General features: G+C 62.2%; 10 protein-coding genes and 3 rRNA genes. 4 read left to right on the top strand and 9 right to left on the bottom strand.

Annotation, left to right across the window (positions count from 1 at the left end):
* Positions 1 to 85: 85 nt before the first annotated feature.
* Positions 86 to 961 carry a DsbA family protein gene (locus ACHL_RS04390; RefSeq protein ID WP_015936089.1) on the bottom strand — a complete coding sequence of 292 codons (876 nt, stop codon included), beginning with the start codon at positions 959 to 961 and terminating at the stop codon, positions 86 to 88.
* A 179-nt stretch (positions 962 to 1140) separates the two neighbouring features.
* Between ACHL_RS04390 and ACHL_RS04385 the strand changes: the two genes are divergently transcribed.
* The 4 genes from ACHL_RS04385 (at position 1141) to ACHL_RS04370 (ending at position 6363) form a co-directional block, all read left to right on the top strand.
* Positions 1141 to 2643: an alpha,alpha-trehalose-phosphate synthase (UDP-forming) gene (locus ACHL_RS04385; RefSeq protein ID WP_015936088.1), complete on the top strand. Its 1503-nt coding sequence runs from the start codon at positions 1141 to 1143 to the stop codon at positions 2641 to 2643.
* Positions 2633 to 3448: a trehalose-phosphatase gene (otsB, locus tag ACHL_RS04380; protein ID WP_015936087.1), complete on the top strand. Its 816-nt coding sequence runs from the start codon at positions 2633 to 2635 to the stop codon at positions 3446 to 3448. Before ACHL_RS04385 ends, otsB begins: the two co-directional genes overlap by 11 nt.
* Positions 3449 to 3683: 235 nt before the next feature.
* Positions 3684 to 4766: an ABC transporter ATP-binding protein gene (locus ACHL_RS04375; protein WP_015936086.1), complete on the top strand. Its 1083-nt coding sequence runs from the start codon at positions 3684 to 3686 to the stop codon at positions 4764 to 4766.
* A 178-nt stretch (positions 4767 to 4944) separates the two neighbouring features.
* The gene (locus ACHL_RS04370) at positions 4945 to 6363 is read left to right on the top strand and encodes a DUF4032 domain-containing protein (protein WP_015936085.1); all 1419 of its coding nucleotides are present in this window, start codon (positions 4945 to 4947) and stop codon (positions 6361 to 6363) included.
* Between the two features lie 3 nt (positions 6364 to 6366).
* On the opposite strand, the gene ACHL_RS04365 is transcribed toward ACHL_RS04370, so the two are convergent.
* From ACHL_RS04365 to ACHL_RS04330, 8 genes are all read right to left on the bottom strand, one after another.
* Entirely contained in the window at positions 6367 to 7737 is a 1371-nt protein-coding gene (locus ACHL_RS04365; protein WP_015936084.1) for an FAD-binding oxidoreductase, read from the bottom strand.
* Positions 7738 to 7796: 59 nt separating this feature from the next.
* The gene (locus ACHL_RS04360; protein ID WP_043794457.1) at positions 7797 to 8288 is read right to left on the bottom strand and encodes an SRPBCC family protein; all 492 of its coding nucleotides are present in this window, start codon (positions 8286 to 8288) and stop codon (positions 7797 to 7799) included.
* Between the two features lie 507 nt (positions 8289 to 8795).
* Positions 8796 to 8912: ribosomal RNA gene (gene rrf / locus ACHL_RS04355) — 5S ribosomal RNA — on the bottom strand.
* A gap of 174 nt (positions 8913 to 9086) precedes the next feature.
* Positions 9087 to 12213: ribosomal RNA gene (locus ACHL_RS04350) — 23S ribosomal RNA — on the bottom strand.
* Positions 12214 to 12734: 521 nt separating this feature from the next.
* Positions 12735 to 14256: ribosomal RNA gene (locus ACHL_RS04345) — 16S ribosomal RNA — on the bottom strand.
* Together the 16S, 23S and 5S rRNA genes form the textbook arrangement of a ribosomal RNA operon.
* A 496-nt stretch (positions 14257 to 14752) precedes the next feature.
* Positions 14753 to 18475, bottom strand: coding sequence for a 1,4-alpha-glucan branching enzyme (locus ACHL_RS04340; RefSeq protein WP_015936082.1), 3723 nt, complete (start codon positions 18473 to 18475; stop codon positions 14753 to 14755).
* Position 18476: 1 nt separating this feature from the next.
* Complete coding sequence (gene treS / locus ACHL_RS04335) at positions 18477 to 20273, bottom strand: maltose alpha-D-glucosyltransferase (protein WP_015936081.1); 1797 nt, start codon at positions 20271 to 20273, stop codon at positions 18477 to 18479.
* Positions 20270 to 22312, bottom strand: coding sequence for an alpha-1,4-glucan--maltose-1-phosphate maltosyltransferase (locus ACHL_RS04330; protein WP_015936080.1), 2043 nt, complete (start codon positions 22310 to 22312; stop codon positions 20270 to 20272). Before ACHL_RS04330 ends, treS begins: the two co-directional genes overlap by 4 nt.
* Positions 22313 to 22446 lie beyond the last annotated feature (134 nt).

Genomic DNA, 22446 nt, shown 5'->3' with positions numbered 1-22446 from the left:
GAAGCGGGCCACTCGCCGGACTTTAAACGCAGCCGGCCCGCCTCCGGACGTTCCGGAAGCGGGCCGACGGTGAGGCTGAGGGGTTTTAGCCCTTGGCTGCGATGGCCGTCTGGATCTCTGCGTTGAGGTCGGAGCTGCCGTCCCACTGCTTGCCGTCCACGAAGATGGTGGGCGTACCGGTGATGCCTATGTTGGACGCGAGCTGGGTGGAGTACTTGACGTACGGGCGGAACGTCTTGTCGTCAACGCAGCTGTTGATGTCTGCACCGATGTCGCTCGCCAGTGACTTGAGCTTGTCATCGGAAAGGCCGGCACCGCCTTCGGCAGGCTGATTGGCGAAGAGGAGGTCAACATATTCCGCGTACTTCTCCGGCGCCTTGTCTGCCACGCACGCCGCAGCATTGGCAGCGCGGGAGGAGTAGTTGGTGCTGGACTGGCGGTCCAGGAAGCCCAGCGGCCGGTATTCCAGGCTGATCTTTCCTTCGTTGCGCAGGCCAGTCAGGGCCTCGTTGTAGGTGTCTTCGAAGCGCTTGCAAACGGGGCAGATGAAGTCGATGTAGGCCACAACCTTCACGGGCTGGCCGGCCTCGGCTTCCGCGCCCGGGGCAACCACCGGGTTCGGCTGCGCGTCCGGCTTGGCCGGCACCTTGGCCATGTCCACCGTGGCGGCTTCCGTTGATTTCACGCCGGTGTTGGCAACCAGCGTCACGCCGCCGTTGGCGTTGCCGTTTGCGGGGACGGGACCCTGGTCCGCGATGGGGGTGTTCTGCTTGATGCTGGTGGTGACCACCAGTCCCACGACCACAAGGATGGCGACGACAGCCGCCACGATGCCCCAGCCGATCAGAAGCTTGTTGCGCTTGTCCTTCTTCAGCTGGGCCTCACGGATCTGGCGCGCTTTTTCCCGCGCTTCCGCGGTTCGCTCAGCTTTCGACTTACGTACTTCGTTTCCGGGGCTCATGTGTTCCTTGGGTCGGTCGACGTGGAGGGACCACTTCGTGGCACTTCCACCATTTTAGGGGAGAAACCTGAGAGCTTGCCTCTTCAACTATCCGCCCGGGTTGACCAACGGACGAATAGCACGGATGATTCCGCACGGCTAGGGTGGCTTAGAGGCACAAGCAACCCCAGGGGGCCGCAATGCAAACACCCGTCCAGGAAAAACCTGCCACAGCAGAGCCATCAGGAAAGGCCGGATCCGGCCACGGCCAGGCCACGAAGTACGACTTCATGGTGGTCTCCAACAGGCTGCCCGTTGACCGGGTCGCCCCCGGCGACAACGGGGACGACGGGTCCGGCTGGCGCCGCTCCCCCGGTGGCCTGGTGACCGCACTGGCTCCGATGATGACCAAGACTGACGGCGCCTGGGTGGGTTGGCACGGTGCGCCCGACGAGACGGTGAAGCCGTTCAGCCACGGCGGCATGGACCTGGTTCCCGTCCAGCTCAGCACCGACGACGTCGAGCTGTACTACGAAGGCTTCTCGAACGCGACGCTGTGGCCGCTGTACCACGACGTCATCGCACCGCCCGAGTTCCACCGCACCTGGTGGGATTCCTACCGCAGGGTTAACCAGCGGTTCGCGGACGCCGTCGTGCGCCATGCTGACAAGGGCGCCACCGTCTGGGTCCAGGATTACCAGCTGCAGCTGGTGCCGCGCATGCTTCGCGAGGCACGGCCGGACCTCCGCATCGGGTTCTTCAACCACATTCCGTTTCCGCCGCCGGAGATCTTCGCCCAGCTGCCGTGGCGGCACGCCATCATCGACGGACTGCTCGGCGCCGATCTGGTGGGCTTCCAGCGGGTAAGCGACGCCGGCAACTTCATGCGCTCGGCCCGGCGCTTCCTTGGCGCCAGCGTCAAGCAGCAGCAGGTGCACGTCAAGGGCCATGACGGCCAGATCACCCATATTGCCCGTGCGCAGGCGTTTCCCATTTCCATCGACGTCAAGCAGATCACCGAACTTGCCGCCAGGCCGGACATCATCGAGCGGGCGCGGCAGATCCGCCAGGACCTGGGCAACCCGAAGACCATCCTCCTGGGCGTGGACCGGCTGGATTACACCAAGGGCATCCGGCACCGCCTGAAGGCCTTCGAGGAACTCCTGGCGGACGGCCGGCTGTCCGTGGGAGATGCGACGCTGATCCAGGTGGCTTCCCCCAGCCGGGAACGTGTTGAGCAGTACCGCCTGCTGCGCGAGGAAGTGGAAGGCACCGTGGGCCACATCAACGGCACCTACGACACCATCCAGAACACTGCCGTCCGCTACCTGCACCACAGCTACCCGGTGGAGGAAATGGTGGCCCTGTACCTGGCCGCCGACGTCATGCTGGTCACCGCCCTCAGGGACGGCATGAACCTGGTGGCCAAGGAATACGTCACCGCGCGCAACAATAACGACGGCGCCCTGGTACTGAGCGAATTCGCCGGCGCGGCGGACCAGCTCAAGCAGGCGCTGCTCATCAACCCGCACGACATCGCGGGGCTCAAGAACACCATCATGAACGCCGTGGAGATGACTCCGCGCGAAGCCGGGCGCCGCATGCGGGCCATGCGCAAGCAGATCCTGGAACACGATGTGGATCTCTGGTCGGCAGACTTCCTGCGTGCGCTGAATGAAAAGGTGGTCCGCGATGACTCCTGAACCAGGTACGGCAGCCCCGCTCGCCCTGACACCCGAACTTCGGGAAGCCGTCCGGAGTATCGCCGCCACTGACCAGTTGCTGGTGGCCATGGACTTCGACGGCACCATGGCACCGATCGTGCCGCATGCGGACGATGCCCGGCCGCTCCCGCGCGCAGCCGCCGCCTTTGCCGGGCTCGCCGCGCTTCCACGCACGACGACGGCACTCATCTCGGGTCGTGCCCTCGCCTCGCTGCGCAGCGTGGCCTCGCCGCCGGCCGAGTCGCTGCTCATCGGCAGCCACGGCGCCGAAGCCTGGCTGGGCCCGGGGTCTGCGGGCCTCGAACTGGACGACGGCCAGCAGACGCTGCTGGCCGAGGTCCGGGACATCCTTGCCGGGATCGCCCAGGAAGCACCCGGAACAATGCTGGAGGACAAGCCGGCAGGCGTGGTGCTGCACACGCGGCAGGCTGCGGACGACGTCGCCGAGGACGCCGTCGCGGCCGCACGCTCGCTGCTGGAGGACCGCGAGGGCGTGTTCCTGAAGAACGGCAAGCGGGTCCTGGAAACCTCTGTGGTGCACGCCTCCAAGGGTGAAGCTGTCGCGTTCCTCCGCCAGGCTGCGGGAGCTACCGCCGTGCTGTTCGCGGGGGACGACACCACGGACGAAGACGCCTTCGCCCGCCTTATGCCCGGGGATGTAGGGGTCAAGGTAGGCCTGGACTTCACCCAGGCGCAGTACCGGGTGGAGGCCCCGATCCACGTGGCAGAGCTGCTGGAGGCGCTGCTTGCGGCGCGGACCTCTGCCGTGGGCGAAGGGAACTAACAGCCGGCTGGCTAGACGGCCGGTCACGGCTCCGGTGTGACGTTCGTAACATTTGCGATAAAAAGCGAAGGTTCTGCCATACTCTTGCTTGTGATGTGGCGCACAAGAACCGTGCGGCGTCATTCAATGTGCTCCGGTCCTGCCGGAACGCATCATGCAACCCAAAACTGAACAAACATGAACCATTCACAACGGATCGTCCGGCACGTACCTGCCGGTGAAGGGATTGATAACTGTGGCTACAGTTACTTTTGATAACGCTACGCGTCTGTACCCGGGCACAGATAAGCCCGCCGTCGATAAGCTCAACATCGACATCGCCGATGGCGAATTCCTGGTCCTCGTTGGACCCTCCGGTTGCGGTAAGTCCACCTCCCTGCGCATGCTCGCAGGCCTCGAGGATGTAAACGCAGGCCGCATCCTGATCGGTGACCGCGACGTCACCGATGTCCCCCCGAAGGACCGCGACATCGCGATGGTCTTCCAGAACTACGCCCTGTACCCGCACATGACCGTTGCGGACAACATGGGCTTCGCACTGAAGATCGCCGGCGTTTCCAAGGAAGAGCGCGCAGAGCGTGTCCGCGAAGCCGCCAAGCTCCTTGACCTCGAGCAGTACCTGGACCGCAAGCCGAAGGCACTCTCCGGCGGTCAGCGCCAGCGCGTTGCCATGGGCCGTGCAATCGTCCGTAACCCGCAGGTCTTCCTCATGGATGAGCCGCTGTCCAACCTCGACGCCAAGCTCCGCGTCCAGACCCGCACGCAGATCGCTTCCCTGACCCGCCGCCTGGGCGTCACCACGGTTTACGTGACCCACGACCAGGTCGAGGCCATGACCATGGGTGACCGCGTTGCAGTCCTCAAGGACGGCCTGCTGCAGCAGGTGGACACCCCGCGCAACCTGTACGACCGCCCGAAGAACGTCTTCGTTGCCGGCTTCATTGGCTCCCCCGCCATGAATCTGCTGGAACTTCCCGTTGTCGACGGCGGCGTGCAGTTCGGCGGCACCGTGTACCCCGTGCCGCGCGACGTCCTTGAAGAAGCACACGGCTCCACGGTCACCGTCGGAAGCCGCCCTGAAGACCTCGAGACCGCACCCCACGGTGAAGGCCTCAAGGTCGAGGTCGACGTTGTCGAAGAGCTCGGCGCTGACGCCTACGTCTACGGCCACACCACCCTCGACGGCAAGGATCACGACATCGTGGCACGTGTCGACGGCCGCCGCCCTCCGATGAAGGGCGAGGCCATCTACGTCCGTCCCCAGTCCGGCCACGTGCACCTGTTCGACACCAAGACCGGCCTGCGCCTGGGCGACTGATCGCATAGCCCCGGTGGTTGAGGCGGTCGAACCCGCCGGAACCACATCCGGTGGTTGAGCCTGCCAAAACCCACGACGGCGGTCCGCACCTTTTCCCTTAGGTGCGGGCCGCCGTCGGCCGTTAACCCTGCCGCGGAAGAATTAGCCGCGTACGCCCATGTACGGAAGAATTGAGTCCATGACCGAGGAACACAGCGCCCAGTGGCACGACGAACCCACCGACTACGGGCAGATCGGAAAACTGCCGCGGTTCACCGCCGCCAGCGCCGATGACAACAAGGCCGCCTCGGTCGCAAGCTCGCTGAACATTACCGCGGCTGCCGCCGATCCCGAGCTGCTGGACCTGCCCTGGCACATCGCGCTGGAGGACTGGCCGGCAGAGAACCTTGCCGCCCTCCCCCGCGGTATTTCCCGCCACATTGTGCGCTTTGCACACCTGGGCGGATCCGTGATTGCCATCAAGGAAACTTCCGAGCATGTTGCGCGCCATGAGTACCACATGCTGCGGAAGCTGGCCCGGCTGGACGTGCCCTGCGTGGAGCCGGTTGCGGTCATCACCGGCCGGACCACCCTGGACGGCCGTCCGCTCAACCCCGTCCTGGTCACCCGGCACCTGAAATTTTCGATGCCGTACCGGGCACTGTTCTCGCAGATGCTGCGCAAGGACACACTGACGCGCCTCATTGATGCCCAGGCCCTGCTGCTGGTCAGGCTGCACCTCATCGGCTTCTACTGGGGCGACGTGTCACTGTCCAACACCCTGTTCCGGCGCGATGCCGGAGCGTTTGCCGCCTACTTGGTCGACGCGGAGACCGGCGAGCTGTACCCGGACCTGTCCCTCGGCCAACGGGAATACGATCTGGAAATTGCCCGGGTCAATATTGCAGGCGAACTCATGGACCTGCTGGACGGCGGCCTGATCGAGGAGAAGGTGGACCCTGTGGCCACCAGCGAACTGATCATGGACAGCTACCGGCGCCTCTGGGCGGAACTGACCGAGAAGGAATCCTTTGAACTCGGGGAACGCTGGCGGGTGGGCGCGCGTATTCGCCGGCTCAACGAACTCGGCTTCGACGTCGAAGAATATGCCATCAAAACCACGCAGAACGGTTCCACCATCCAGCTGCAGCCCAAGGTGGTTGACGCGGGGCACCATCAGCGCAGGCTGCTGCGGCTGACGGGCCTGGACGCTCAGGAAAACCAGGCCCGCCGCCTCCTGAACGACATGGATTCGTTCCGGGCGGACAACAACCCCGGGATGGATGAGGAGTACAGCGCGCACCTGTGGGTGAGCCAGATCTTCGAGCCGATCGTCCGGTCCATCCCGCGCGACCTGTCCGGGAAGCTGGAACCTGCGGAGGCGGTGCATGAAGTCCTGGAGCACCGCTGGTACATGTCAGAGAAGCAGGAACGCCACATTCCCCTGGCCGAGGCCGTCCAGTCGTACATTGACTCGATCCTCCGGCACCGCCGTGACGAGGCAGCCATCATGCTGAACCCGGACACCGAGCTCCTGAAGATCCTTGAGGTGGAGACCGAAGAATCCCGCTACGGCAGCGACGGGTCCGTTGACCAGTACCCGGACTCGGACGACTAGCCCCTAGATGGCCTTCCCGGGGTTCAGGATCCCGGCGGGGTCGAACAGGTCCTTGATCCGCCGCTGGATCTCCCGGACAGGTTCCGGCTGTTCCTGGCCGAGCCACCGCAGCTTGTACTGGCCCACCCCGTGCTCGCCGGTGATGGTTCCGCCCATGGAAAGTGCCGCGGTGATGGAGTCATCCAGGGCGCGCTGGAGCCGTTCCATGGCCGCCGGGTCAACCCCGGTACCCTGGCGCTCGATCCAGAAGGTGGGATGCAGGTTGCCGTCCCCGGCGTGGGCCACCACCTTCAGCTTGACCTGATGTTCAGCTGCCATGGATTCCAGGGCGGCAACATAATCGACCAGGCGCGAGCGGGGCACGGCCACGTCCTCGCCCACCCGGTACTCATCGTCAACTTCGGAGCCCCGGCTGTGCCGGCGCAGCTCCACCAGCCGCTCCGCTTCGGCGCTGGCTTCCGTCGTGACGGTGGCTCCGCCGGCGCGGAGCACCCCGCGCACCACCTCCGCTTCCGCGGCGGCGCCGAAGCCGTCCGTCTGCACCAGGAGGAGCGAGCGTCCCCTGGCCGTAAGGTCGGAGCCGTGGAGCTCGTCCAGCTGCGCCAGCGTCCCGCCGTCGAGCAGTTCCATGATGGCCGGCTGCACCCGGGCCCTGCCCACCGCCAGAACGCCTGCAGCGGCTGCGCGGAAGCTAGGATAGAAGGCCGCGATAGTGTGAACGTCGCGGGGAAGGTATTTCAGCCGCACCGTGATGCCTACAACGATGCCCAGGGTGCCTTCGGAGCCGACGAACAGCCCGGTGAGGTCGTAGCCGGCAACACCTTTGAAGGTCTGATGGCCCGTGTGGACCAGGGATCCGTCAGCAAGCACCACGTCCAAGGCGAGGACAGAGTCCCTGGTAACCCCGTATTTTGCGCAGCGCAGGCCACCGGCATTGGTGGCCACGTTTCCGCCTATGGTTGAGCTGCGAAAACTGGCCGGGTCAGGTGCGTACATCAGTCCGTGTGGGGCCACCGCGTCATTCAGGTCGGCGTTCACCACCCCGGGTTCCACGGTGGCCGTCTCATCGTCGGGATTGATGGACAGGATGCGGTCCATGCGTTCGAGGGAGAGGACAACGCTGTTCCTGGTCGCATGGGCACCGCCCGAAACGCCGGTCCCTGCACCCCGGGGCACCACGCTGATGCCCGCAGCTGCGCAGGCCCGTACCACCGATTGCACGTCGGCTACCGACTCGGGGAACACTACGGCCAGGGGCAGTTGGAAATCGGTGATGGGCGCCTGGTCCACTGCGTACCGGTGGAGATCCGCGTCCGCCGTGACAACCTGCCCGGCTCCGACGCTTTCCGTCAATGCGTCCAGTACGTCTACCATCAAGCCTCCAGCTGTCGCTTCCTGTTGCTTCTCCAGTGTAGGGGCGCTGCCGAACGCCGCTATTCAGCTCCCATGAAGCGGGCAAAGCGCGCTAAGATGCCGGGCCAGTCAGAGGCGTACTGAGAACGTGTGGCGGCAGGATCCTCGGCACCCTCCCACCCTTCGTGGAGAACACGTACCTCGGTGCCTGCATCGACCGGCTGGAACACCACGCGCAGTTCCGTGGACCAGAGGGCTGTAGTACCCGGGTGCCACGTGGCGTGAAAGGAGAACGGGGGCTGCCAGTCGTCGAGGGTCCCCCAGATGCTTGTCCGGCCATCGTCCGCCGTCTCGAGGATCAGGTTCTCTTCGAACTCCACATAGGAGCCGGCCCCGTAGATGCCATGGTCCTCGAGCGGCCACCACAGGTGTGTATGGTCCGTAAAGCCGGCGAAAGCGTGGGCCACGCCACCGGGAACCACAACCGAACTGACTACGGCGTCAAGCACCTCAGAAGTGGCTTCCCCGGTGTACCCGGACGGTTCCTGGCTGTGGCTAAAGAGGCTGCTCATGCTGACCAACTTTACGCTGAACAGCGGCCCGCTCCCCATCGCACCGTCCCCAACCGCCCTGCCCGACCGCCACATCGCACCGTCCGCCATGATGCGCGCTCACTAGTGGCGGCTATCTTTGCGATGCGAGCTCACTTGTGGCGGTGATTCTTCTGACGCGCGCTCACTCGTGGGGGTGTCGTGGCTTGTTGCTCTATCAGGTGTGGTTCCTAACAGGGGGTGTTAGGTGCGTTATGTGATGGGGCATCCGGGGGGGTGTCCCTGAGTTTCTGTGGGGCCGGGTCAGACCCGCCATAAGTGAGCTGGGGTCCGGGCGGGAACCGCTACAAGTGAGCTGGGGTCCGGGCGGGAACCGCTACAAGTGAGCGGGGATCCGGGTGGGAGCCGCCGTAAGTGAGCGGGCGTCCGGGTGGGAGCTGCCGTAAGTGGGCGGGGGTGTTCCCTGGTGTGTGGTGGTTAAAGTCGTAGGGCCCTGACGTTCCTTTGTCAGGGCCCTACGTAATTTATGTCCGGCGGTGTCCTACTCTCCCACACCCTCCCGGGTGCAGTACCATCGGCGCTGTGGGTCTTAGCTTCCGGGTTCGGAATGGGACCGGGCGTTTCCCCCACGCTATGACCGCCGTAACCCTACTACCCGAACCCCGTGGCGGGGTTGGGAAAACTGTGGTTACAACTCGCTGTCCCGACAGGGGCAGCGTTGTGGTGTTGTGTATTTAGTTGTTTGGTTCCGGCCAGCAACGTGTTGGGTTGTTGGTTGGGAACCACATAGTGGACGCAAGCAGAATGTGTGTTTTCTGTGTGGTGTAAGTTGTTGGCCTATTAGTACCGGTCAGCTTCACGAGTCGTTAGTCCTCGCTTCCACATCCGGCCTATCAACCCAGTGGTCTGGCTGGGGGCCTCTCACACATAAAGTGTATGGAAATCTCATCTCGAAGCGAGCTTCCCGCTTAGATGCTTTCAGCGGTTATCCCATCCGAACGTAGCTAATCAGCGGTGCACTTGGCAGTACAACTGACACACCAGAGGTTCGTCCGTCCCGGTCCTCTCGTACTAAGGACAGCCCTTCTCAAATTTCCTGCGCGCGCAGCGGATAGGGACCGAACTGTCTCACGACGTTCTAAACCCAGCTCGCGTACCGCTTTAATGGGCGAACAGCCCAACCCTTGGGACCTACTCCAGCCCCAGGATGCGACGAGCCGACATCGAGGTGCCAAACCATGCCGTCGATATGGACTCTTGGGCAAGATCAGCCTGTTATCCCCGAGGTACCTTTTATCCGTTGAGCGACGGCCATTCCACAATGTACCGCCGGATCACTAGTCCCGACTTTCGTCCCTGCTCGAGATGTCTCTCTCACAGTCAAGCTCCCTTGTGCACTTACACTCGACACCTGATTGCCAACCAGGCTGAGGGAACCTTTGGGCGCCTCCGTTACTTTTTAGGAGGCAACCGCCCCAGTTAAACTACCCATCAGGCACTGTCCCTGACCCGGATTACGGGCCGAAGTTAGATGTCCAAAGTGACCAGAGTGGTATTTCAACGATGACTCCACCCGAACTGGCGTCCGGGCTTCAACGTCTCCCACCTATCCTACACAAGCCACTCCGAACACCAATACCAAACTATAGTAAAGGTCTCGGGGTCTTTCCGTCCTGCTGCGCGTAACGAGCATCTTTACTCGTACTGCAATTTCGCCGAGTTTATGGTTGAGACAGCGGGGAAGTCGTTACTCCATTCGTGCAGGTCGGAACTTACCCGACAAGGAATTTCGCTACCTTAGGATGGTTATAGTTACCACCGCCGTTTACTGGGGCTTAAATTCTCAGCTTCGCCTTACGGCTAACCGGTCCTCTTAACCTTCCAGCACCGGGCAGGAGTCAGTCCGTATACATCGTCTTGCGACTTCGCACGGACCTGTGTTTTTAGTAAACAGTCGCTTCCCCCTGGTCTCTGCGGCCCCGATCCCCTCCGGACAGCAAGTGTCCATCAAGGTTGGGGCCCCCCTTCTCCCGAAGTTACGGGGGCATTTTGCCGAGTTCCTTAACCATAATTCTCTCGATCGCCTTAGTATTCTCTACCTGATCACCTGTGTCGGTTTGGGGTACGGGCGGCTAAAACCTCGCGTCGATGCTTTTCTCGGCAGCATAGGATCACCAAATCCCCCCAAACGGGGGTCCCATCAGATCTCAGGCATCATGAGTGGCGGATTTGCCTACCACTCGCCCTACATCCTTAGACCGGGACAACCATCGCCCGGCTCGGCTACCTTCCTGCGTCACACCTGTTAATACGCTTGCCTCCCAGGATCAGGTCCTGCGCTCCACCAAAACCCTTCCATCCAAAGGACGGTCGGGCAGGTCTCGGGCAGTTAGTATCCCCTGTTCAACATGGGCGGTTTTTCGCCGGTACGGGAATATCAACCCGTTGTCCATCGACTACGCCTGTCGGCCTCGCCTTAGGTCCCGACTTACCCAGGGCAGATTAGCTTGACCCTGGAACCCTTGATCATTCGGCGGACGGGTTTCTCACCCGTCTTTCGCTACTCATGCCTGCATTCTCACTCGTGTAGGCTCCACCGCTGGTTTCCACCGCGACTTCACTGCCCACACGACGCTCCCCTACCCATCCAAACGCCTGAACCACAAGGGCTTAGCTAATATTTGAATGCCACAACTTCGGCGGTGTACTTGAGCCCCGCTACATTGTCGGCGCGGAATCACTTGACCAGTGAGCTATTACGCACTCTTTTAAGGATGGCTGCTTCTAAGCCAACCTCCTGGTTGTCTTCGCAACTCCACATCCTTTCCCACTTAGCACACGCTTAGGGGCCTTAGTTGGTGGTCTGGGCTGTTTCCCTCTCGACTATGAAGCTTATCCCCCACAGTCTCACTGCTACGCTCTCACTTACCGGCATTCGGAGTTTGGCTGACGTCAGTAACCTTGTAGGGCCCATTAGCCATCCAGTAGCTCTACCTCCAGCAAGAAACACGCAACGCTGCACCTAAATGCATTTCGGGGGAGAACCAGCTATCACGAAGTTTGATTGGCCTTTCACCCCTACCCACAGCTCATCCCCTCCATTTTCAACTGAAGTGGGTTCGGTCCTCCACGACGTCTTACCGTCGCTTCAACCTGGCCATGGGTAGATCACTTCGCTTCGGGTCTAGATCACGCCACTCACACGCCCTATTCAGACTCGCTTTCGCTACGGCTGCCCCACACGGGTTAACCTCGCGACGTAACACTAACTCGCAGGCTCATTCTTCAAAAGGCACGCCGTCACAACTACAAGGCTGCTCCGACGGATTGTAAGCACACGGTTTCAGGTACTGTTTCACTCCCCTCCCGGGGTACTTTTCACCTTTCCCTCACGGTACTGGTCCGCTATCGGTCATTAGGGAGTATTTAGGCTTATCAGGTGGTCCTGACAGATTCGCACGGGATTTCTCGGGCCCCGTACTACTTGGGATACATCAACAAGGCGGTGCAACGCATTACAGTTACGGGACTAACACCCTCTCTGGCCGGCCTTTCAAAACCGTTCACCTATACGCACACCCACACCCCGTCAGCCCGGCAGAACTGACACGTAATGTCCCACAACCCCGACCATGCAACGCCCGCCGGCTATCACACATGGAACGGTTTAGCCTGATCCGCGTTCGCTCGCCACTACTAACGGAATCACTATTGTTTTCTCTTCCTGCGGGTACTGAGATGTTTCACTTCCCCGCGTTCCCTCCACGCACCCTATGTGTTCAGATGCGGGTCACTGAGTCACTCGCGCGCTCAGCGGGGTTTCCCCATTCGGACACCCTGGGATCACAGTCCGGTTATCGACTCCCCCAGGCTTATCGCAGATTCCTACGTCCTTCTTCGGCTCCTAATGCCAAGGCATCCACCGTGTGCTCTTAAAAACTTGACCACAAAGATCAAAAACTAATTTCGAGAGAACCATGAAACCGTCCCGCACACCACAACCCCAAAAAGGGGCACAGCGCACGAACCAGATCCAGGTTCATATATCTTGGAAATTGCTTCTTATACAAGATGCTCGCGTCCACTATGTAGTTCTCAAACAACAACCCCACACCACACACCCCACACACATATGTGCGTGATCGGTGCAGCAGGGAAACCAGAAACAAACGTCCCACACCCGCAACCCCCCACAAAGAAGAGCCAACCGGCATGGTCCTGTTGCTTCAGGACCCAACAGTGTGCCAAACACTACCCACCACCACCAGCAGCAGCCGCTTTCCTGGAACCCAACCCCGAAGGATCAGTCCGTACTCACAACACCACCGGCAACACCGGGCACCTATTCGCTGATATTCCACCCTTGAGCACCCGCCACGAAACATTCGTCCGTGCAACGGGCATTCTCCTGACAACCCCCAACCCCACCGCATACACGATGAGCGGATGGTTGTAGGTGCTCCTTAGAAAGGAGGTGATCCAGCCGCACCTTCCGGTACGGCTACCTTGTTACGACTTAGTCCCAATCGCCAGTCCCACCTTCGACGGCTCCCCCCACAAGGGTTAGGCCACCGGCTTCGGGTGTTACCAACTTTCGTGACTTGACGGGCGGTGTGTACAAGGCCCGGGAACGTATTCACCGCAGCGTTGCTGATCTGCGATTACTAGCGACTCCGACTTCATGGGGTCGAGTTGCAGACCCCAATCCGAACTGAGACCGGCTTTTTGGGATTAGCTCCACCTCACAGTATCGCAACCCTTTGTACCGGCCATTGTAGCATGCGTGAAGCCCAAGACATAAGGGGCATGATGATTTGACGTCGTCCCCACCTTCCTCCGAGTTGACCCCGGCAGTCTCCTATGAGTCCCCACCATCACGTGCTGGCAACATAGAACGAGGGTTGCGCTCGTTGCGGGACTTAACCCAACATCTCACGACACGAGCTGACGACAACCATGCACCACCTGTAAACCGACCACAAGTGGGGCACCTGTTTCCAGGCGTTTCCGGTTCATGTCAAGCCTTGGTAAGGTTCTTCGCGTTGCATCGAATTAATCCGCATGCTCCGCCGCTTGTGCGGGCCCCCGTCAATTCCTTTGAGTTTTAGCCTTGCGGCCGTACTCCCCAGGCGGGGCACTTAATGCGTTAGCTACGGCGCGGAAAACGTGGAATGTCCCCCACACCTAGTGCCCAACGTTTACGGCATGGACTACCAGGGTATCTAATCCTGTTCGCTCCCCATGCTTTCGCTCCTCAGCGTCAGTTAATGCCCAGAGACCTGCCTTCGCCATCGGTGTTCCTCCTGATATCTGCGCATTTCACCGCTACACCAGGAATTCCAGTCTCCCCTACATCACTCTAGTCTGCCCGTACCCACCGCAGATCCGGAGTTGAGCCCCGGACTTTCACGGCAGACGCGACAAACCGCCTACGAGCTCTTTACGCCCAATAATTCCGGATAACGCTTGCGCCCTACGTATTACCGCGGCTGCTGGCACGTAGTTAGCCGGCGCTTCTTCTGCAGGTACCGTCACCTTGCGGCTTCTTCCCTACTGAAAGAGGTTTACAACCCGAAGGCCGTCATCCCTCACGCGGCGTCGCTGCATCAGGCTTTCGCCCATTGTGCAATATTCCCCACTGCTGCCTCCCGTAGGAGTCTGGGCCGTGTCTCAGTCCCAGTGTGGCCGGTCACCCTCTCAGGCCGGCTACCCGTCGTCGCCTTGGTAGGCCATTACCCCACCAACAAGCTGATAGGCCGCGAGTCCATCCAAAACCGCAAAAGCTTTCCACCAACCACCATGCGATGATCAGTCATATCCGGTATTAGACCCAGTTTCCCAGGCTTATCCCAGAGTCAAGGGCAGGTTACTCACGTGTTACTCACCCGTTCGCCACTAATCCACCAGCAAGCTGGCTTCATCGTTCGACTTGCATGTGTTAAGCACGCCGCCAGCGTTCATCCTGAGCCAGGATCAAACTCTCCGTTGAAGTAAAACAAAAACAGACACAACCAAAACCACCGGAAATAACGGCGATAAAAGCTGCACAAAATTTGAAACCAGCTAAAAACACCAAACCACGCCACAGGGGCGGCACGATTCAGCAAATTCAACCAATTACGATAAATTGGTATCAACAAACTTGGCACACTATTGAGTTCTCAAACAACAGACACACCCGGCACCACCCAAACACTCACGTTCAGGATCGCTCCGGAGCAACTTTTCAAACTTACCCGGCTGCTTCGCTCTTGTCAAACCGGCGTTCTCGACCTTCATCGCCGTGAGGCTTGGTGGTCGGTTTTCCGTCTGACTCCGTGGAGCAGCGCGGAAATAAACTCTACCACCCCTTGACCGGGAAGGCCAACCCGGCCCCAGTCGGGTCCCACTTCACTCAGCCCACCTACGACAGGAGGCCCGGAATCTCAGGGATTCCGGGCCTCCTGTCATGACCCAGACAGCATGATGCTGCCCGGCCGCAACGCCTAGCGGGGTGCCGGCGCTCCCGGAATAAAGAAGGATGCACCCAGCGGAGGAAGGGTGACGGTCAGCGTTGCCGGCTGCCCGTCCTGTCCTTCATCGGTGGCCTTCAGCTCTCCGTTGTTCAGGACGCCGGAGCCGCCGTAGGTGGTGTGGTCGGTGTTGAGCACTTCTGTCCAAGCGCCTGCCTGGGGAACACCCAGTGTGTAGCCGGCGTGCGGCGCTCCGGAGAAGTTGATGGCGCAAACCACCGGGTTGCCGTCCCCATCACGGCGGATGAAGGAAAGTACGTTCCTGTCAGCGTCTCCGCCGTTGATCCACTGGAACCCGGCGGGTTCGTTGTCGCGGGCGTAAAGGGATGGCGTGGACGCGTAGAGCTCGTTCAGGTCCTTGGTCAGCAGTTGGATCCCCTTGTGGGCCGGGATGTCAGCGAGCCACCAGTCCAGCCCATGCTGCTCCGACCACTCCGCTTCCTGGCCAAACTCGGTGCCCATGAAGATCAGCTGCTTACCGGGGTGTGCCCACTGGTACGCAAGGAAAGCGCGAAGGTTTGCCAGCTGCTGCCAGCGGTCCCCCGGCATCTTGCGGAGCATGGAGCCCTTGCCGTGCACAACTTCGTCGTGGCTGATGGGCAGCAGGAAGTTTTCCGTGAAGGCATAAACCAGCGAGAACGTCAGGCCGCCGTGGTGCCATTTGCGGTTGACCGGGTCCTCGGAGGCGTACTTCAGGGAATCGTGCATCCAGCCCATGTTCCATTTCAGGCCGAATCCCAGTCCGCCGTGGCTGGTGGGTGCGGTTACGCCCGGGAACGCCGTTGACTCCTCGGCGATCATCACGGCACCGGGGTGGGTCTTGTAGACCGTGGCGTTGACTTCTTGGAGGAAGGAGATCGCTTCGAGGTTCTCCCGCCCACCGAACCGGTTGGGCCGCCACTGTCCTTCCTCGCGGGAGTAGTCCAGGTACAGCATCGATGCCACGGCATCCACCCGCAGTCCGTCGATGTGGAACTCATCCAGCCAGTACAATGCGTTCGCCACCAGGAAGTTGCGCACCTCGGTACGGCCGAAGTCGAAGATCAGCGTTCCCCAGTCGGGGTGTTCACCCAGGGTGGGGTCGGCGTGTTCGTATAGGGGCTGGCCGTCGAACTGTGCCAGCGCCCATGAATCCTTGGGGAAGTGGGCAGGGACCCAGTCCAGCAGGACGCCGATGCCGGCCTGGTGCAGGGTGTCCACCAGGTAGCGGAACTCGTCGGGGTGGCCGAACCGGGACGTCGGGGCAAAGTAGGAAGTGACCTGGTAGCCCCAGGAACCGCCGAAGGGGTGCTCGGCAACCGGCATGAACTCCACGTGCGTGAAGCCCAGCCACTTGACGTAGTCCACGAGCTCCTTGGCAAGTTCGCGGTATCCAAGCCCGAGGCGCCAGGATCCGAGGTGGACCTCGTACACGCTCATGGCCGAGTTATGCGGATCGCGTTCGGAACGGGCCTGCATCCACTCGTCGTCCTTGAAAGCGTAGGACGGTTCCACCACGCGGGATGCCGTGAGCGGCGGGACCTCGGTTCCGAACGCCAGCGGGTCCGCTTTTTCCACCCAGTAGCCGGCCTTGGTGCGGATCTCGAATTTGTAGCACGCCCCTGCTACAACCCCGGGAATGAAGAGTTCCCAGATGCCGGAGGACCCCAGTGAGCGGAGCGAGTGTTCGCGTCCGTCCCAACCGTTGAAGTCGCCCTTTACGCGGACGGCCTGTGCATTGGGGGCCCACACGGCGAAGGAAACACCGTCAACATCTCCCAGGGAGGACTTGTAGTGCTGGACGTGTGCGCCCAGGACCTGCCAGAGCTTTTCGTGGCGGCCTTCGCCGATAAGGTGCAGGTCCACCTCACCGACTGTCGGCAGGTACCGGTAGGGCTCGTCCACCGTGACCGGGTCAGCCCCGGGGTACGTCACGGACAGGCGGTAGTCCGGGACGTGCCCGTGCTCGCCCGGCTCAAGCACCGCTACCCAGGCCCCATGTGCCTCGTGCTGCATCGGCACTTCCCCTGCAGCGGTGATGACGCTGACGGCTTCCGCCAGGTGCTTCACCGTGCGGACGGTGACGTGACCGTAGTCATCCAGGTGCGCCCCCAGTACGGAGTGCGGCGCGTGGTGTTCACCATTGGCGATCTTGCCCAGGGTGCCGTCGTCCACCGGGAGCGGAGCCCCCGGCCGTCCTGTTCGTGCTGTGCCTGTCATTTCGTTACCTTCCGATGCTGCGCCGGCGGTGTCGCCGGCGCCGTTACCGCCCAGGAGCCGCCTGGAGGCGCTTACTGGAATCGCCAGCCAATCGGGCCTGTTACGCATTTCATAAACAACTTCGTACAGCGCCTTGTCCAGCCACAATGCCACAAACAGCGGCGAGGTCCGGTCTACGGTGCCGGGGGTGACCTTCGCGTAGCCGGCGAGGAACGCGTCGGCGCAGTCGTCAACCCAGGACGCGGGCACGTGGGCCCCCTCCTGCTCGCGCTGGGCGGCACCGGCCGCGTAGTCGAAGGAGCGCAGCATGCCGGCGACGTCCCGCAAGGGCACATCGGGGCCGTTCCTCTCATCAATGGGGCGCAGCGGTTCTCCCTCGAAATCGAGGATGGCCCAGCGGGGCTCCGGTTCAGCGGCGGCGAGTGGTTCCGTTCGGCCTGCAGCGTGGGGCACCTGCAGGATCTGGCCCAGGTGCAGGTCGCCGTGGATCCGCTGGAGCGGACCTGCATTGGCGCCGTCGAGCCCGTCAAGAAGGGCGCCCAGCGCCTCGTCGTAGGGGCCGACGGCGGGACCGGCCTCGGCCCAGGCCGCGCGGATACGCCGGGCTACTCCCGCCGCGACGTCCTCACCGGAACCGGCAGCCTCTGTGCGGCCAAGCGTTTCGGCGAGCCGGCGGTGGACGGTGGCCGTTGCCGCGCCGAGTGCCCGTGCCTCCGCGGTGAAGTCCCTGCCGGAACGTGCTGCATCCACGGCGAGCCGCCAGGCATCCAATCCACCGGCAAGGAATTCGTGGGCCACGGCAAGCTCGCCCTGCACCGGACGGGTTGCCCTCGCGGTCCCGCCTGCGTTGGTGCCGTTCTCCAACCACTCTCCCCTGACCCAGCCCAGCGTGGCGGGGACCTCCGAGGTGCCGGCAGCGGTCAGGGCTGCGCCCACTTCAACTTCCGGATTGGTTCCGGCGGACAGTGTCCGGAAGAACTTCACGATTGCTGCGGACTCGCCGTCGTCAACAATCACTGAGGTGTTGGACTGCTCGCCGGACAACACCTTGACCACTCCGTGGGCGGTGGGGAGCCGGTAGTCTCCGGATGCCTTGAAGCCCGCGGCCACGCCGGTGCGTGCCGTGGCTTCGTGCCGGATGAGTTCCAGCCAGCCGCCGATGAAGTCGGGGTCGTGGAGGGCGTCGTAAACCCAGGTCCTGGACGGGTCCGTCCCGGCCGCCTGTCCCACCAACGCCCGTTCCATGCCGGCCGCGGGCGCCGACCGGAAGCTCAACGGAACCTGCACCACCAAAGTGCGGCCGCCGCCGTCGGACGGGCCTGTGGTGATGTTCAGCAGGAACACCGCCAGCCCCGCATGCCCCGAGGGGTCTTCAATTCCCAGGCTGCCTGCCTGCGACATCTCGAAGTCGGGGCTGTTGACGGGGAACCATCGCTGCTTCGGAAGCCATTCCTTCAGGAGCGTGGTCAGGGCGGGAGTCAGTATTGGCTGGTTCATATCAATTCTCTATCGACAGGATGGGCAGTGCCTGTGTATAGGGCGACGACGGATTGGACGTCGCCGACCGGAGCCGGAGCCAGAAGAAATCGTGGCTGCCGAGAGTCAGCGTCAACGTACCGTCGTCGTTGATCCCCGGGAAGACCTGGCCACCGAAGACATCACGCAGTCCCCGGCCGGCGTATTCGGGAACCCGCAGCGTCGCGGCCACGGGATGCTGCGAGAGGTTGAAAGCGCAGAGGACCGTTTCGCCGTTCAATCCTGCGGAATTACCCTCCGGCAGTTCCCGGAGGTAGGCCAGGACGGCGTCGTGGTCGGCTTCGACGTGTTTGAAGGCGCCAAGGCCAAATGCCGGGTGGTTCCTTCGGACGCTGAGGATCTGGCGGGTCCAGCGAAGCAGCGATCCGGAGTGTGCGGACTCGGCCTCCACGTTGGCCATGCTGTAGTTGTAGACCAGCGACTGGATGGGCGGCAGGTAGAGCTTTCCCGGGTCCGCGTGCGAGAAGCCCGCGTTGCGGTCAGGGTTCCATTGCATCGGTGTGCGGACTGCGTCACGGTCCTCGAGCCAGATGTTGTCCCCCATGCCGATTTCGTCCCCGTAGTACAGGAACGGGCTGCCCGGCAGGGACAGCAGCAGGGCGTTGATCAGCTCAATCTCAGCCCGTGAGTTGTCCAGCAACGGAGCCAGCCGGCGGCGGATACCGATGTTGGCCCGCATGCGCGGGTCCGGGGCATACCAGCCGAGCATCGCGGCGCGTTCGTCAGCGGTGACCATTTCGAGCGTCAGTTCATCGTGGTTGCGCAGGAAAGTGCCCCACTGGGCTCCGTCCGGAATGTCCGGGGTGTCGCGCATGGTCTCGATGATGGGCGCGGCCTTCTGGTCCCGGAGCGCATAGTAGAGCCGCGGCATGATCGGGAAGTGGAATGCCATGTGGCACTCCGGTTCCTCCTCGGTTCCGAAGTACTCCACGACCTCGTTGGGCGGCTGGTTTGCCTCGGCGATGATGACGCGGCCGGGGTAGCTTTCGTCCACCATGGCGCGCAGCTTCCGCAGGAAATCATGGGTGGCCGGAAGGTTTTCGCAGTTGGTCCCTTCCTCTTCGAACAGGTAGGGGATGGCGTCAGCGCGGAACCCGTCGATGCCCTGGTCCAACCAGAACCGCACTACGTCAAAGAGCGCCTCGATGACCTTGGGATTCTCAAAGTTCAGGTCCGGCTGGTGGCTGAAGAAACGGTGCCAAAAGAATTGCCGGCGGATGGGATCGAACGTCCAGTTTGACTCCTCGGTGTCAACGAAGATGATGCGGGCATCCTGGTACTTTTCGTCGGTGTCGCTCCAGACGTAGAAATCGCCGTAGGGCCCGTCGGGATCCTTGCGTGATTCCTGGAACCACGGATGCTGGTCCGAGGTGTGGTTCAGCGGCAGGTCGATAATCACCCGCACTCCCCGGGCATGTGCCTCGGCCACCAGCCGCTTGAAGTCGCTGATGGTCCCGAACTCGTCCAGGACGGAGTTGTAGTCCGAGATGTCGTAGCCGCCGTCCCGCAGGGGTGACTGGAAGAACGGCGGCAACCACAGGCAATCCACGCCCAGCCACTGGAGATAGTCCAGCCTGTCGATGAGGCCGGAGAAATCCCCGGACCCGTCACCGTTGGCATCCGCAAAGGCCCGTACCAGCACCTCGTAGAAAACGGCTTTCCGGTACCACAGCGGATCGTGCTGGAGACCCGGAGCATTCAGCTCAAACGTGCTTTTGGGCGTGAAATGCTGGCCGGAACTTTGCGGATTGAAAATCACTGAGGCATTCTCCTGACGCTCAGGATGTGTGCGGGCTCCACGTGCGGGTCAAGGCGGACGTAGTTGAACTCTCCCCACTCCCAGCTTTCGCCGGAAATAAGGTCGTCAACATAGAAGCCGCCGCCCGGGGTGATGTCCTGCGGGTCCAGCTCCAGGGCCGCCAGGTCCAGGGCTACGCTGCATTCCTTGGTGACGTGCGGGTCCACGTTGACCACCACAATGAGCGTGTCCTTGGAACCGTCCGCCAGGGTCTTGTGCTTGGAGTAGACCACGGTGGAGTCGTCGGTGCTCTGGTGGACCGTGAGGTTCTGGAGGTCCTGGAGTGCAGGGTGGTCGCGGCGAAGGTGGTTCAGCCGCGTGATGAACGGTGCCAACGTCCGGCCGGACTCGGCAGCGGCATCCCAGTCGCGGGCCTTGTACTCGAACTTTTCGTTGTCGATGTACTCCTCCGCGCCCGGGCGGGCCACGTGCTCGTACAATTCGTAGCCGGCGTACACGCCCCACAGCGGGCTGGCCGTCGATGCGAGGACAGCCTTGACCTTGAACGCGGCCGGACCGCCGTACTGGAGGTACTCAGTGAGGATGTCCGGGGTGTTGACGAAGAAGTTGGGCCGGAAGTACGCCGGTGACTCATGGCTGACCTCGTGGAAGTACTCCTCGATCTCCTTCTTGGTGTTGCGCCATGTGAAGTACGTGTAGGACTGCTGGAAGCCGGCCCTGCCCAGCGCATGCATCATCGCGGGGCGGGTGAAAGCCTCGGCCAGGAACACGACGCCCGGAACCGATTTGTTAACCTCGGCAATGAGCCATTCCCAGAACCACACGGGTTTGGTGTGCGGGTTATCGACTCGGAAAATCTTTACCCCGTGGCTGACCCACAACAACACAATGCGCAGAATTTCGTTGGAAAGCCCCTCGGGGTCATTATCGAAATTAAGCGGGTAAATGTCCTGGTACTTCTTGGGCGGATTTTCGGCATAGGCAATGCTGCCGTCTACCCGGGTGGTGAACCATTCGGGATGCGCGGCGACCCAGGGGTGGTCCGGTGCCGCCTGCAGCGCCAGGTCCAGCGCCACTTCCAGGCCCAGCTCATTGGCCCGGGCCACGAAGGCGTCAAAGTCCTCGAAGGAGCCGAGGTCCGGATGGATGGCGTCGTGCCCGCCTTCGGCGGCGCCGATGGCCCATGGGGAGCCGGGATCGTGCGGGCCCGCCACAAGGGTGTTGTTGGGGCCCTTCCGGTGCTGTACGCCGATCGGGTGGATGGGCGGCATGTAGATGACGTCAAAGCCCATACCGGCGACGGCGTCGAGCCGGCGGGCAGCGGTGCGGAAGTTGCCGGATGTCCAGGCACCGGTGTTGTGGTCCTTGACAGCCCCCTCGGAGCGGGGGAAGAACTCGTACCAGGAGCCGCGGCCGGCGCGGTCACGCTCCACCAGTAGGGGGTACTTCTCGGAAACGGTGACAAGTTCACGGATGGGCTGGTGTGCCACAACGCCGGCCACATCGTGGCCGAATCCGGCGCCCAGGCGTTCTTCGGTGCTGAGGGACTGGTCAGCCAGCTTGCCGGCGGCGTCGCGAAGGACGCCTTTGTCCCAGTCGCTGCGGAAGTCTTCGGCGGACGCTTCGCGCAGCAGGGCCGCGCCTTCGGCAAGCATTAGTTCGACGTCGATGCCGGCGGCGATCTTCACTTCAGCATTGTGGTGCCACGTGCCGTAGCGGTCGTGCCACGCTTCGATGACGAATGACCAGTTGCCGGTTTCCGACGGCGTGAGGACGCCCTCCCAGCGGTCGGTCCCCATTCCGCGTTCCCCACGCGGAGGGGCGAGCCGCACGCGTTGGCGTTCGGCACCTGAGGGATCCAGGAGCACGGCGCTGACGCCAAGCTGGTCATGGCCCTCACGGAACGAGGTGGCACCCACGACGATTCCTTCGCCGGGCAGCGCCTTGGCGGGGAACTTCCCGCCCTCGACGACTGGCTGAACGGCAGTGATCGGAAAACGTCCGAACCGGAGTCCGTCGGTGATCTGTCCCTTGGGCATTTTCTTTGATGCGGCACTGGTTACTGAGTTAGTCGTCACAGGCTCGACGTTAGCGAGAAATGACGAAGATTGCTAAGCCTGCGCACTGTATTTTGTTGCGCCGCGCTTCATTTGCTTCACGTCCCCTGTCATTT

The sequence above is a fragment of the Pseudarthrobacter chlorophenolicus A6 genome (assembly GCF_000022025.1).
Taxonomy (GTDB): domain Bacteria; phylum Actinomycetota; class Actinomycetes; order Actinomycetales; family Micrococcaceae; genus Arthrobacter; species Arthrobacter chlorophenolicus.
Note: the sequence above shows the minus strand (reverse complement) of the source record. Positions and strands in the feature narration are given on the sequence as shown.

Bases quoted from the DNA above. Each gene is read 5' to 3' on its own strand.
- ACHL_RS04390 (WP_015936089.1), bottom strand. From the start codon at position 961: ATGAGCCCCGGAAACGAAGTACGTAAGTCGAAAGCTGAGCGAACCGCG.
- ACHL_RS04385 (WP_015936088.1), top strand. From the start codon at position 1,141: ATGCAAACACCCGTCCAGGAAAAACCTGCCACAGCAGAGCCATCAGGA.
- otsB (WP_015936087.1), top strand. From the start codon at position 2,633: ATGACTCCTGAACCAGGTACGGCAGCCCCGCTCGCCCTGACACCCGAA.
- ACHL_RS04370 (WP_015936085.1), top strand. From the start codon at position 4,945: ATGACCGAGGAACACAGCGCCCAGTGGCACGACGAACCCACCGACTAC.
- ACHL_RS04365 (WP_015936084.1), bottom strand. From the start codon at position 7,737: ATGGTAGACGTACTGGACGCATTGACGGAAAGCGTCGGAGCCGGGCAG.
- ACHL_RS04360 (WP_043794457.1), bottom strand. From the start codon at position 8,288: ATGAGCAGCCTCTTTAGCCACAGCCAGGAACCGTCCGGGTACACCGGG.
- ACHL_RS04340 (WP_015936082.1), bottom strand. From the start codon at position 18,475: ATGAACCAGCCAATACTGACTCCCGCCCTGACCACGCTCCTGAAGGAA.
- ACHL_RS04330 (WP_015936080.1), bottom strand. From the start codon at position 22,312: ATGCCCAAGGGACAGATCACCGACGGACTCCGGTTCGGACGTTTTCCG.